The following is a 12,878-nucleotide window of genomic DNA, read 5'->3' as shown; positions in this document are numbered from 1 at the left end:
CGTGTCAGAGAAAGCGGATGTTCGGCGTATCGTCATGCGTGAGCGACAGCGCGTGCCGGGCGGCATTCATCTCGCGTTTGCCGCCGGGCTGCGTGAGCCGCCGGATTTCCGGCCACGCGATCACGCCGAACATGGTGCGCAGGATCGTACTCAGCACGAAGAGGCCAATCGCGGTGCTGCCGAACCACGCCACCATGTCGAGCATGCCGTCCGTGCTGCGTTGCAGTGCGGACATGATGCCGGTGACGAAGGCCATGGCGACCAGAATGGCGATCGTCACGAATATGTCGGTGCGGGCACCGGCGACTTCGGCGGTGCGAACGAGATACACCGAACCGTCCGTGACGTTGCGAATGCCGTAGATGGCGGCGCGATCCGGGCTTCGGACGTGAGCAACATTCAGCCGGTCGCCGGCGCCGATGAACAGGCTTCGCGCGCTGTCCGTCCTGACCGTGAGCGGTGCGTCGAACGTGTCGAGCTGCAGCACGATTTCCTCGATGCCTTGCGTGGTCCAGCCGAGGTTGTTGCTCCAGACTTTCGTACGGATCGTATTCTGGCTCACGGACGTCACGGCGCCGGTCGCGATCTGCATCACACGATCGGTCATCCGTTGCTCCGTTCCGCCTTGAATCCGGCGGGTTCGTCTCGCCACTTTTCCTGGGCCTCGCGCCGCTGGGGCCGGAAGACCCGTTCGGACAGGCCGGCGATCGCGAGCAGGGTGCCCAGCAGGCTGATGATGCTCACGAGCACGGCCAGCGCGATGACGAGCGCCCAGCCCGCTTTGAACGCAGCCGCGCCGATCAGCAGGCTCAGCATGAACAGGCACGACGCCCATGCCAGCAGCGACAGGTTGCGGCGCTTTTGTCCGAGCGCATCGTAAGGCGCGATCGCCAGATCGCCGCTTCTGAGCCACGCGATCCGGTGGCGGCCGCGATCGTCGAAGACGCACGCACGCACGGCCATCCCGGGCTTCAATCGATCGATCTGCCTGAAGGCCGCCGCGTCGATATCGCCGGCGCCGATGAAGTAGCAGACGTTCTGCATCGTGAGCCGGTAAAGCGGCACCTTCGCGATACTGGCCTCGACCCGGACGAGGTTCGTATCGATACGGTCGATCGTCGACTCGATCAGCGTGGTGTGATTGGACATGGGGCGGGAGAGTGCGCCGGTGGCGCCGCTTTGGCTTGGCATTGATCATACCGATGAAATCGCGGGCCGGCACCTCGTGCCGGGGCCCGGCATCAGTCGCGCGCCGCACCCGCCGCCGCCTCCCGGTACGCGCTCGGTGTCTGCCCGGCCCAGCGCCGGAACGCGCGCGTGAAGTTCGCCGGGTCGGTGAATTGCAGCCGTTCGGCGATCGTCTTCAGGTCGAGATCCGACGCCGCGAGCAACTGCTTCGCGTCGCGAAACCGCGCTTCATCGAGCAACTGCCGGTAGCTCGACCCGGCTTCCTCCAGCCGGCGCCGCAGCGTGCGCGTCGACACGAGCAACGCGTGGGCGAGCGTGTCCGGCCCCGGGTAGTCGCCGGCTGCGCGCGCCAGCTCCGCGCGCACGCGCCCGACCAGGTCGCCTTCTTCCTGCCGCACCTGCGCATACTCGCGCTCGACCTGCACGAGCGCCTGCCGGTGCGCGACTTCATCGGCGAGCGGCAGCGGCCAGTCGAGCACGTCGCGCGCGATCCATAGCGCGTTCGCCGCGCAGCCGAATTCCACCGGCGGCAACTGGTCGCGATAGCGCGCGAAATACGCAGGCTCCGGCCACGCGAACCGCAGCTCGATCGGCGGCGATGCGCGCCCGGCCCATTGCGAGATGTTCTGCGCGAGCCCCGTCAGCACGAATTCGAACATCACGTGATGCTGCAATACGGGGCTCGCCTGCACGCCGTGCAGTTCGAGCGTCGCGCCGCGGTCGTCTTCCGCATAGGTCAGCCGGTACTGGCGGTTGCGCATCCGGAAGTAGCGCTGCGTGACCGACAATGCTTCGCGGATGTCCCGCGCGGTCAGCGTCGCGTAGCCGAGAAAGCCGTGCACGGTCGGCTTCAGCAGCAGCCCGAACGCGAGTCCGATGCCGGGATCCCCGCCGATCTCGATCGCATTGAGCACCAGCCGCCCCCATTGCGACGGCGCGACGCGCGCGTCCGGTTCGGCCAACACGGCGTCGCGCAGGCCCGTGCCGGCGCGCACGGCGGCCAGGTCGACGCCGCGCGCGGCCAGCGCCTGCAGCAACAGGCGCGTATAGGCAACCGGAATCGTCGGCCGGCGCAGCCCGAGGCGGTCTTTGGCGAGAGCGGAGGTCATGTCTGTTTGGCCGGAAATGACAAGCATTATGGCTGTTTGCCCCCTCACGCTCAAGGCGGCGCGCGCCTACGATGGCAAGCATCGCTTATAGGCTCGACCATCATGACCACCTCCTTTCCCCACCTGCTCGCGCCGCTCGACCTGGGCTTCACGACGCTGAAGAACCGCGTGCTGATGGGCTCGATGCACACCGGCCTCGAAGACAGCCGCAAGACGTTGCCGCGCCTCGCCGAATATTTCGCCGAACGGGCGCGCGGCGGCGTCGGCCTGATCGTGACGGGCGGTTTCGCGCCGAACGTGGCCGGCTGGACCAAGCCGTTCGGCGGCACGCTGATGACGTCGGCCGCCGCGCGGCGGCACCGCGAGATCACGGAGGCCGTGCATGCGGAGGACGGCAAGATCGCGCTGCAGATCCTGCATACGGGCCGCTACGGTTATCACCCGTTCGCGGTCGCGCCGTCGAAGATCAAGTCGCCGATCTCGCCGTTCGCGCCGCACGAGCTGAGCGCGCGCGGCGTCGAGCGGCAGATCCGCGCGTTCGTGCGCTGCGCGAAGCTCGCGCGCGAGGCCGGTTACGACGGCGTCGAGATCATGGGCTCCGAGGGCTACCTGATCAACCAGTTCATCTCGATGCACACGAACAAGCGCACCGATCAGTGGGGCGGTTCGTACGAGAACCGCATCCGCCTGCCGATCGAGATCATCGAGCGCACGCGCGAAGCGGTCGGCCGCGATTTCATCCTGATCTACCGGCTGTCGATGCTCGACCTGATTCCGGACGGCAGCGACTGGAGCGAAACCGTGCAGCTCGCGAAGGCCGTCGAGCGCGCGGGCGCGACGATCATCAACACGGGGATCGGCTGGCACGAGGCGCGTGTGCCGACGATCGCGACGTCGGTGCCGCGCGGCGCGTTCGCGTGGGTGACGAAGAAGATGAAGGGCGAGGTCGGCATTCCGCTCGTGACGACCAACCGGATCAACCGGCCCGAAGTGGCCGAGCAGATTCTCGCGGACGGCTGCGCGGACATGGTGTCGATGGCGCGCCCGCTGCTCGCCGATGCCGAATTCGTCGTCAAGGCCGCGCAGGGCCGCGCCGACGAGATCAACACCTGCATCGGCTGCAACCAGGCGTGCCTCGATCACGCGTTCAGGAACAAGATCGCGTCGTGCCTGCTGAATCCGCGCGCGTGCCACGAGACGGAGCTGAAATACACGCCCGCACCGCAGCCGAAGCGCATCGCGGTGGTGGGCGCCGGGCCGGCCGGGCTCGCATGCTCGACCGTGCTCGCGCAGCGCGGCCATCACGTCGACCTGTTCGACGGCGCGGCCGAGATCGGCGGTCAGTTCAACATGGCGAAGCAGGTGCCGGGCAAGGAGGAGTTTCACGAGGCGCTGCGCTACTTCGGCCGCCAGGTCGAGCTGACCGGCGTGAACCTGCACCTGAACCGCCGCGTCGACGCGAGCGACCTGATCGCGGGCGGCTACGACGAGATCGTGCTCGCGACCGGCGTCGCGCCGCGCGACCCGAAGATTCCGGGGCAGGACGGGCCGAACGTGCTCAGCTATATCGACGTGCTCGCGGGCAAGCGGCCGGTCGGGCGGCGCGTCGCGGTGGTCGGCGCGGGCGGGATCGGCTTCGACGTGGCCGAATACCTGGTGCAGGACGGCGAATCGCCGGCGCTCGATCTGCCGGCGTGGAAGGCCGAGTGGGGCGTGACCGACCCCGCCGCGACGCGCGGCGGCGTGACGCGCGCGCAGGTCCCGGCGCCCGCGCGTGAAGTGACGCTGCTGCAGCGCAAGGCCGCGCCGCTCGGCAAGGGGCTCGGCAAGACGACCGGCTGGATTCACCGCGCGACGCTGAAGATGAAGCAGGTGAAGATGGTGGGCGGCGTGAACTACGAATTGATCGACGCGCGCGGGCTGCACGTGTCGTACGGCGAGCAGCGCACCGATCACGAGCTGATCGAAGCCGACACGATCGTGCTCTGCACGGGGCAGGAGCCGCAGCGCGCGCTGCTCGCGCCGTTGCAGGCGGCCGGGCGCCCGGTGCACCTGATCGGCGGCGCGGAGCTGGCCGCCGAACTCGATGCGAAGCGTGCGATCGATCAGGGCGCGCGGCTCGCGGCGCGGCTGTAACGGGACGGCCGCGCGTCGCGGCGGTCACTCCATCTCGACGCGTTGCGCCTCGCGCTCTTCCGCTTCCAGCATCGCCTTGACGATCAGGTAGACGGCGGGCAGATCGTCGTCGTCGCGTTTCCAGTCGACGGCTTCCTCGATGTCCGCGGCGACCATCCGGCTGTCGCGCAGCCGGATGAAGGCATCGACGACGGCCGGATCGTTGCGGTTCAGGAAGCCGGTGTTCGAGAACGCCAGCTCCTCGACATTCAGCAGCGCCTGCCAGCTCATCGTGCGGACGGCGGCCGGATGGCTGCGGCGCCGCAAGCCGAGCGCCCGCTGCGCGGGGCCGCCGACGACACGCTGAAGATCGACGACCGCCTGCCGCGCGGCGCGCTCGAAGTGGACGGGATTGAAGCCGGGTTGCTCGGGATCGAATGCGGATGACTGGAACATGGTCGCCTCACTAAAGACCGTCTCGGGTGACGGAATTCGGGTCAAATGACGCAGAAACACTGTAAATATATACAGTGATCGACGCACTTTCAAGCCCCCGATGACAGCAGGCGGCAGTCGTCCGGCAACCGGGCCGGTTCAGACCGCCGCCGCGATCGTCTCCCGCAGCCACCGATGCGCCGGGTCGCGATGCACGCGTTCATGCCACAGCATCGACATTTCATAGCCGGGCACCTCGACCGGTGCGTCCACCACGCGCAACGCGGGCACGTCGCGCACTAGCCGCTCGGGCAGCATCGCGACGAGATCGGTGCTCGCGACGGCCGACATCACGAACAGGAAGTGCGGCACCGACAGCACGACGCGCCGCGTGGCGCCGACCCTCGCGAGCACTTCGTCCGTCACGCCGAAGAAGCCGCCGCCGTCGGGCGACACGATCACGTGTTCGAGCGTGCCGAACTGCGCGAGCGTCGGGCGCCGCTTCAGCTTCGGATGCCCGGCGCGGCCGATGAGCACGTAGCGTTCGACGAACAGCGGCAGGCGCCGCATGCCGGCCGGCGACCCGTCGCTCGTATGGAACACGAGGTCGATGCCGTTTCGTTCGGTATCCTGCTCGATGCGCGGCGGTACGAGTTCGACCACGGCGAGCCGCGTACCGGGCGCGGCCGAGCGCAGCGTATTCAGCGCGGGCAGCACGATCGTCGATTCGCCGTAGTCGGTCGCGGCCACGCGCCACGTGTTCGTCGCGGTCGCGGGATCGAACGGCGTGGCCGGCACCACCGCGCGCTCGATCGCTTCGAGCGCATCGCGCAACGGCTCGCGCAGCGCTTCCGCACGCGCGGTCGGCCGCATCCCGCGCGGCCCCGGCAGCAGCAGCGGATCGCCGAACAGGTCGCGCAGCTTCTGCAGCTGCACGCTGACCGACGGCTGCGACATGTTCAGCTTCCCGGCCGCGCGCGTGACGTTGTGCTCGGCCAGCAGCACGTCCAGCGTGACGAGCAGGTTCAGATCGAGCCGTCTGAGATTGTCCATGGCTATACCTGGAATATCATGAATTCATTTCAAATATACCTTCGGCAGGCGCATCCTGCAGTCATTCAATCGACGGAGTGACGAACATGAATGTGCTGATCGTGTATGCCCATCCCGAACCGCGGTCTCTGAACGGCGCGTTGCGCGACTTTGCCGTCGGGCATCTCGAGGCGGCCGGCCACGCGGTGCAGGTGAGCGACCTGTACGCGATGAACTGGAAGGCGATATTCGATGCGAACGACGTGACCGACCATGCGCCCGGCGCGCGTTTCGATCCGTCGCTCGATTCGAAGCGCGCGTTCGCGGCGGGCACGCAAAGCGACGACATCGCACGCGAGCAGGAGAAGCTGAAGTGGGCCGACGCGGTGATCCTGCAGTTTCCGCTGTGGTGGTTCTCGATGCCGGCGATCATGAAGGGCTGGTTCGAGCGCGTGTATGCATACGGCTTTGCGTACGGGGTCGGCGAGCATTCCGATACGCACTGGGGCGATCGCTACGGCGAAGGCAGGATGACCGGCAAGCGGGCGATGGTGGTCGTCACGACGGGCGGGTGGGAGTCGCACTACAGCCCGCGCGGCATCAACGGGCCGATCGACGACGTGTTGTTCCCGATCCATCACGGCGTGCTGTATTACCCGGGGTTCGACGTGCTGCCGCCGTTCGTGATCTACCGGACGGGGAAGATGAACGACGCGCGCTTCGACGAAACGCGCGCGGCGCTCGGCCGGCGTCTCGACGATCTGTGGACCACGCCGCCGATTCCGTTCCGTCGGCAGAACGCGGGGGAATACGCGATTCCGGCGCTGACGCTGAAGGACGACATCGCGCCGGGGCAGGCGGGATTCGCGGTTCATCTGGCCGCATGACGGCTGCCGCGCACCGCGTGCGCGGCGACACGGACGACCGTTCCCAAACGCAAAGCGACACGAGCGGCCCGCGAGACTTCGCCGGCCGCTCGTGTCGTACATCGCGCGGCCGTGGGGCACGGCCGCGATTCATCGTGGCTCAGCGATCGTCGTCCCGGATCGACGAAGGGTGCCGGCACAGCGCCCGCACGTCCATCTCCATGTACGGGAACAGCGGCAACTGGCTCAGCAGGTCATGCAGCTGCTGCACGCTTTCGACGTCGAAGATGCTGACGTTCGCGTACTGCCCGGCGATCCGCCACAGATGCCGCCAGACGCCTTCGTTCATCAACCGCTGGCACATCGCCTTTTCTTCCGCCTTCAGCGTGGCCGCCTTGACCGGATCCATGTCCGCCGGCAGGCGAACGGTCATTTCCACATGAAACAGCATCCTGCACTCCTTGAATGATCGATGCGTCGAACGCGGCGCGCGCTCAGGCCTGTGCGCGTGCGCGCTCGACTTCGCTGCCCGGCACGTGCTGCTTGTCCTTGAGCAGCGAGAAATCGAAGTCGATCAGCGCGAACTGCCCGTCGACGCCATACGGCTTGCCTTCCGCGCCTTCGGCCTGCTTGACCGGCGGGATCAGCCCGTCGCGCGTCGCGAACGCGAAGTCGTCCCACAGATGCGGATCGCCGTCGATGTTGATCTGCGTCGTCAGCTTACGATAACCGTCGGCCGAAACGAAGAAGTGAATGTGCGCCGGACGGTGGCCGTGGCGGCCGAGCTGGTCGAGCAACTGCTCGGTCTTGCTGCCCGGCGGCACGCTGTAGCCGACCGGCAGCACGCTGCGGAAGCTGTAGCGGCCGTCGGCGTCGGTCCGGATCGAGCGGCGCAGGTTGAACGCGGGCTGCGACTGATCGAAGTACGAGTAGTTGCCCTGATGGTTCGCGTGCCACACCTCGACGAGCGCGTTCGCGAGCGGCGCGCCGTTCTCGCCGAGTACCCGGCCGCGCATGATCAGCGTCTGGCCCGGATCGGTGCCGTCGTCGAGACGCGCGTGGCCGACCGATTCCGGCGCACCGGCGACGTACAGCGGCCCTTCGATCGTGCGCGGCGTGCCGCCCTGGATGCCGGCCTTTTCCTCGGCCTCGTCCATCCGCACGTCGAGGAAGCGCTCGAGGCCGAGGCCCGCGGCGATCAGCCCGAATTCGCGGCCGGCTTCGTTCAGGTAGTTCAGCGCGGTCCAGAACTCGCTCGGCTGCACGTCGAAGTCCTCGATCGTGTAGCAGATATCCTTCACGATCCGGTTGACGATCGCGCGCACGCGCGGGTTGCCGGGTTTCTCGGCGGCGTCGTCGAAGGTCTTCAGCAGTGCGTCGATGGCTTGCTTGTTCATCTGTGTCTCCGGTTTCGGTTGTCGTGTGGGGATCAGCGGGCGTCGCGTCGCATCCGTTCGATGCGGGCCCAGTCGAAGGTGATGCCGAGGCCGGGCGCGGCCGGCAGATGCAGCTTGAAATCCTGATAGCGCAGCGGCTCGACGAGGATTTCCTCGGTGAGCAGCAGCGGGCCGAACAGTTCGGTGCCCCATTTCAGCGAATCGAACGTGCTGAACAGCTGCGCGGACGCCATCGTGCCGGCCGCGCCTTCGAGCATCGTGCCGCCGTACAGCTCGATGCCGGCCGCCGCGGCGATCGACGCGACGCTCGCCGCGCCCTGCAGGCCGCCCGACTGCGCGATCTTCACCGCGAACACGTCGGCCGCGCGGTCCTGCGCGAGCGCGAACGCGTCGACCGGGCCGTGCAGCGCCTCGTCGGCCATGATCGGCACCTGCGCCAGCTGCGTGAGGCGTTTGAGCCCCGCGCGGTTGGTCGCGGCGATCGGCTGCTCGACGAGGCTCACGCCGGCTTCGGCCAGCCGCGCGCCGGCCCAGATCGCATCGGTTTCGCTCCAGGCCTGGTTCACGTCGACGCGCACGTCGCCGCGCTCGCCGAGCGCACGCTTGATCGCGACCACGTGCGCCACGTCGTCGGCAACCGCGTTCGAGCCGATCTTCAGCTTGAACGCACGATGGCGGCGCGCGTCGAGCATCGCTTCGGCCTCCGCGATGTCGCGCTGCGTGTCGCCGCTCGCGAGCGTCCAGGCGACATCGACCGCATCGGTCCGGCGGCCGCCGAACAGCTCGGACAGCGGCACGCCGAGGCGCCGCGCCTGCGCGTCGAACAGCGCGGTTTCGATCGCGCACTTCGCGAAACGGTTGCCCTGGAACAGCTTGCGCGCACGCGCCAGCGCGGCGCCGGGGCGTGTCGCGTCCATGCCCTGCAGCAGCGGCGCGAAGTAGGTGTCGATGTTGACCTTGATGCTTTCGGGGCTCTCCTCGCCGTAGGCGAGGCCGCCGATGGTCGTCGCCTCGCCGACGCCTTCGATACCGTCCGTGCATCGAACCCGGACCAGCACGAGGGTCTGGCAATTCATCGTCGCGACCGACAGTTTGTGGGGCCGGATCGTCGGCACGTCGACGAGCAGCGTGTCGATGCGTTCGATGGTGGCGGCAGTTGCTATCATGCGATTCCTCCTGTTGGTGCACATGGTAGGAATTCCCGCCCCGCGTCGTCCAACACTCTTTCCGACTACTTCCATACCTTTGAGGCATGAAATGGAATTGCGTCAGCTCCGCTACTTCATCGCCGTCGCCGAGGAAATGAACATCACGCGGGCGGCGGAGCGGCTGCACATGACGCAGCCGCCGCTGAGCCGCCAGCTCCAGGCGATCGAGGACGAAATCGGATTGCCGCTGTTCGAGCGCGGCGCGCGGCCGCTGAAGCTGACCGATGCGGGGCGCGTGTTCTATGCGCAGGCGAAGCGCCTCGTCGACCAGGCCGACGAACTCGGCCCGCTGACGCGGCGGCTTGCGCAGCTGTCGGAGCGGATCGTGATCGGCTTCGTGCCGTCGACGCTGTACGGCGCGCTGCCGGACGTGATCCGCGCGTTTCGCGAGGCGCAGCCGGACGTCGAGCTGTCGCTGATCGAGATGTTCACGCTCGAACAGCTCGGCGCGCTGAAGGGCGGGCGGATCGACGTCGGGTTCGGCCGCCTGCGCTTCGACGACGACCAGCTGGTGCGCGAGGCGCTGATCGAGGAAAAGCTGATCGCGGCGCTGCCGGTCGGGCATCCGCTCGCCGATCCGGCCCGGCCGCTGACGCTCGCGGATATCGCGAACGAGACGATGATCGTCTACCCGAGCACGCCGCGGCCGAGCTTCGCCGATCAGCAGCTGTCCGCGCTGCGCGACGGCGCGGTCGTGCCGGCGGCCGTTCACGAGGTACGCGAGTTGCAGACGGCGCTTGGGCTCGTCGCCGCGCAGGTCGGCGTGTCGCTGGTGCCGGAGAGTGTGGAGGGCGTGCGCGTGCGGGGCGTCGTCTACCGGCGGCTGCCGGAGCCGGCCGCGACGTCGCCGATCATCATGAGTCGCCGGCTGCACGGCGAAAGCGCGGCCACGGCGGCGTTCTGCGCGATTGCGCGGGAGATGATCGCGCCGGCGGCGCAATGACCGCCGTGGGTGCGATGAATCGCAACTAACGGTCTGTTTGGGCGGACGCCGCCGAATGGGGCCAGGGCGGTGCGGCGCGATGCCGTTGCGGCTCGCGCGAAAGCCGGCCGGCCAGCCTGGCGGTCGCGGCTACCGCTTCGCGTCGAGCGTCTCCGACGGCGATTCGCCGAACTTTTCCCGATACGCGATCGCGAAGCGTCCGAGGTGCGTAAACCCGCAATCGAGCGCGACTTCGGCGATCCGCCGGCCGGCCGCCGCGCCGCGCAGCAGCTCGCGCGCATGGTCGAGCCGCGTCGCGCGCAGGTATTGCATCGGGCTCATGCCGCGGAACTGCAGGAAAGCGTCGCGCAGCGTCCGTTCGGGCACGTTGGCGGCCTGGACGATATCGGCGAGCTGCAGCGGCTGCGCATAGTGCGCGTTCACGAACTCCTGCGCGCGCCGCACGAAGCCCGGCGCGGGGTCGCGGTGCGTCGCGCGCAGCACCGACGGCGGATGGCCTTCGATCAGCAGGTCAATCAGCAAATGCTCGAGCTGCGACGCGACACGCGGGTTCGCGTTCGCGCGCTCGAGCAGTTCGGGCGACCGCGCGACAAGCATCAGTTGCTGGCGCCACGCGGAAAGCGCGGCGTCGCTGATGTGCAGCACGGGGTCGAGCGTCGCACGCGGGTCGCCGGTCAGCGCGCCGACGGTCGCCGCGTCGATGCGCAGCACGAACTGCTCGCAATCGGCCGACAGCACCGCGTCGAAGCGCTCGCCGGGCGCGCACAGCACGCCGGTCTGGCCGTCGACGCCGAGCTGCCGCCCCATCGCGCGCACCTCGGCCTGGCCGGACAGGCAGAACATCAGCAGGTAATAGCCGTCGACCGCGTCGACCTGCACGCGCATCGCGTCGCCGAATGCGATCGTGCCGATCCCGAGCCCGCCCAGCTTGACGAAATCCATGTGCGACGCCCCGTGCACGCGGCCGTTCGGCAGCAGTGCATGCGGCTGCATCACGCGCGAGATGCGCTCGCGCGTCTCGTCGAGATCGCGGGATTCGAACAGCCGGTGCGCGCGCAGCGCGGACGGCTCGAACGACGTTGGGGACATGGGCCTCAGCCTTGGTATGGGCGACGCGCGCTTCGATCCGACGAATGGGTCGCGATCGTGCGCCGGGTCGCGTGTGCCGTCATGCTAGCGCAGAAATCCGCCGAAAGTGGATATTGCGCCGCCGCAATCGCACTTTCCGGATAGACGACGAATATTAGCTTTTCAAAAATCGGCTCCATGCATTCAACGAAATCGATCGACAAGGAGTCCGACATGGAGCAGACAGAATCGCCCGTCGTTTTCGCCGAGCGCGGCGACGCATCCGATGTGACCTTTCCGCACGACGACGGCTCGCGCGTGCCGTACAAGGTGTTCAGCTCGCGTGCGGTCTACGATCGCGAGCAGGAGCGCATCTTCCGCGGGCCGACATGGAACTTCGTCGCGCTCGAAGCGGAAATCCCGAAGGCCGGCGACTTCAAGAGCACGTTCGTCGGCGACACGCCGGTGGTCGTCACGCGCGCCGAGGACGGCACGCTCTCGGCGTGGGTGAACCGCTGCGCGCATCGCGGCGCGCAGGTGTGCCGCAAGTCGCGCGGCAACGCGAGTTCGCACACGTGCGTGTATCACCAGTGGAGCTTCGACAGCCAGGGCAACCTGCTCGGCGTGCCGTTCCGGCGCGGCCAGAAGGGGATGACCGGGATGCCGGCCGACTTCGACCCGAAGCAGCACGGGCTGCGCAAGCTGCGCGTCGACAGCTATCGCGGGCTCGTGTTCGCGACCTTCAGCGACGCCGTCGCGCCGCTGCCCGAGTATCTCGGCGAGCAGATGCGCCCGTGGATCGACCGGATCTTCCACAAGCCGATCGAGTATCTCGGCTGCACGCGCCAGTATTCGAAGTCGAACTGGAAGCTGTACATGGAGAACGTGAAGGACCCGTATCACGCGAGCATGCTGCACCTGTTCCATACGACCTTCAACATCTTCCGCGTCGGGATGAAGGCGCGTTCGATTCCGGACGCGAACCACGGGCTGCACAGCATCATCACCGTGACGAAGACGAACGACGACACGTCGGCCGCGTACAAGCAGCAGAACATCCGGTCGTTCGACGAGGGTTTCCATCTCGAGGACGAATCGATCCTCGATCTCGTGTCGGAATACGACGAGGACTGCACCAACCATATCCAGCCGATCTTCCCGCAGCTCGTGATCCAGCAGATCCACAACACGCTGGTCGCGCGGCAGATCCTGCCGAAGGGTCCCGACAACTTCGAGCTGATCTTCCACTTCTTCGGGTACGCGGACGACACGCCCGAGCTGCGCGCATTGCGCATCAAGCAGGCGAACCTCGTCGGGCCGGCCGGCTACATCTCGATGGAAGACACCGAAGCGACCGAACTCGTGCAGCGCGGCACGATACGCGATGCCGATGCGACGTCGGTGATCGAGATGTCGCGCGGCAATCCGGACCAGCAGGACACGGTGATCACCGAAAGCCTGATCCGCAAGTTCTGGGTCGGCTACCAGAAGCTGATGGGCTATTGAGGCGGGAGCGA

General features: G+C 67.6%; 13 protein-coding genes. 4 read left to right on the top strand and 9 right to left on the bottom strand.

Features of this window, described 5'->3' with window-relative positions; all coding sequences use genetic code 11:
• Positions 1–4 precede the first annotated feature (4 nt).
• The 3 genes from AC0KUR_RS02380 to AC0KUR_RS02370 form a co-directional block, all read right to left on the bottom strand.
• Entirely contained in the window at positions 5–487 is a 483-nt protein-coding gene (locus tag AC0KUR_RS02380) for a hypothetical protein (RefSeq protein ID WP_473375289.1), read from the bottom strand.
• Positions 488–603: 116 nt separating this feature from the next.
• Positions 604–1,149, bottom strand: a complete 546-nt coding sequence (locus tag AC0KUR_RS02375; protein ID WP_051700885.1) for a hypothetical protein — start codon at positions 1,147–1,149, stop codon at positions 604–606.
• 92 nt (positions 1,150–1,241) lie between these two features.
• Positions 1,242–2,324 carry an AraC family transcriptional regulator gene (locus AC0KUR_RS02370; RefSeq protein ID WP_473375288.1) on the bottom strand — a complete coding sequence of 361 codons (1,083 nt, stop codon included), beginning with the start codon at positions 2,322–2,324 and terminating at the stop codon, positions 1,242–1,244.
• Between the two features lie 75 nt (positions 2,325–2,399).
• On the opposite strand from AC0KUR_RS02370, the gene AC0KUR_RS02365 reads away from it, so the two are divergent.
• On the top strand, positions 2,400–4,433 hold the full coding sequence (locus AC0KUR_RS02365) for an NADPH-dependent 2,4-dienoyl-CoA reductase (RefSeq protein ID WP_124609057.1): 2,034 nt from the start codon (positions 2,400–2,402) through the stop codon (positions 4,431–4,433).
• Positions 4,434–4,457: 24 nt separating this feature from the next.
• On the opposite strand, the gene AC0KUR_RS02360 is transcribed toward AC0KUR_RS02365, so the two are convergent.
• Together AC0KUR_RS02360 and AC0KUR_RS02355 are read right to left on the bottom strand one after the other, a co-directional pair.
• A complete protein-coding gene (locus tag AC0KUR_RS02360) occupies positions 4,458–4,868 on the bottom strand; it encodes a DUF2471 family protein (RefSeq protein ID WP_049036155.1) in 411 nt (136 codons plus the stop codon).
• Between the two features lie 138 nt (positions 4,869–5,006).
• Positions 5,007–5,900 carry a LysR family transcriptional regulator gene (locus AC0KUR_RS02355; protein WP_034185652.1) on the bottom strand — a complete coding sequence of 298 codons (894 nt, stop codon included), beginning with the start codon at positions 5,898–5,900 and terminating at the stop codon, positions 5,007–5,009.
• Between the two features lie 86 nt (positions 5,901–5,986).
• On the opposite strand from AC0KUR_RS02355, the gene AC0KUR_RS02350 reads away from it, so the two are divergent.
• Positions 5,987–6,766 carry an NAD(P)H-dependent oxidoreductase gene (locus tag AC0KUR_RS02350; RefSeq protein ID WP_069246041.1) on the top strand — a complete coding sequence of 260 codons (780 nt, stop codon included), beginning with the start codon at positions 5,987–5,989 and terminating at the stop codon, positions 6,764–6,766.
• 139 nt (positions 6,767–6,905) lie between these two features.
• Here the strand turns inward: AC0KUR_RS02350 and catC are convergent, their stop codons facing one another.
• The 3 genes from catC to AC0KUR_RS02335 are packed head-to-tail and all read right to left on the bottom strand — an operon-like array spanning position 6,906 to position 9,308.
• Entirely contained in the window at positions 6,906–7,196 is a 291-nt protein-coding gene (catC, locus tag AC0KUR_RS02345) for a muconolactone Delta-isomerase (protein ID WP_034185653.1), read from the bottom strand.
• A gap of 43 nt (positions 7,197–7,239) precedes the next feature.
• Entirely contained in the window at positions 7,240–8,142 is a 903-nt protein-coding gene (gene catA / locus AC0KUR_RS02340; protein ID WP_473375287.1) for a catechol 1,2-dioxygenase, read from the bottom strand.
• Between the two features lie 32 nt (positions 8,143–8,174).
• Entirely contained in the window at positions 8,175–9,308 is a 1,134-nt protein-coding gene (locus AC0KUR_RS02335; protein WP_034185655.1) for a muconate/chloromuconate family cycloisomerase, read from the bottom strand.
• 91 nt (positions 9,309–9,399) lie between these two features.
• On the opposite strand from AC0KUR_RS02335, the gene AC0KUR_RS02330 reads away from it, so the two are divergent.
• Positions 9,400–10,293 (top strand): LysR family transcriptional regulator, encoded by an 894-nt coding sequence (locus AC0KUR_RS02330; protein ID WP_034185656.1) that lies wholly within the window; start codon positions 9,400–9,402, stop codon positions 10,291–10,293.
• 129 nt (positions 10,294–10,422) lie between these two features.
• Here the strand turns inward: AC0KUR_RS02330 and andR are convergent, their stop codons facing one another.
• Positions 10,423–11,382, bottom strand: a complete 960-nt coding sequence (gene andR / locus AC0KUR_RS02325) for an anthranilate 1,2-dioxygenase regulatory protein AndR (protein ID WP_034185657.1) — start codon at positions 11,380–11,382, stop codon at positions 10,423–10,425.
• A gap of 213 nt (positions 11,383–11,595) precedes the next feature.
• Here andR and andAc point away from each other — a divergent pair, with 213 nt between their 5' ends.
• Positions 11,596–12,867, top strand: a complete 1,272-nt coding sequence (gene andAc / locus AC0KUR_RS02320; RefSeq protein ID WP_049029683.1) for an anthranilate 1,2-dioxygenase large subunit AndAc — start codon at positions 11,596–11,598, stop codon at positions 12,865–12,867.
• The last annotated feature ends 11 nt before the right edge of the window (positions 12,868–12,878 follow it).

The sequence above is a fragment of the Burkholderia sp. YHN3-13 genome (assembly GCF_055810675.1).
The sequence above is the reverse complement of the archived record's forward strand: the minus strand, read 5'-3'. Positions and strand labels throughout refer to the sequence as shown.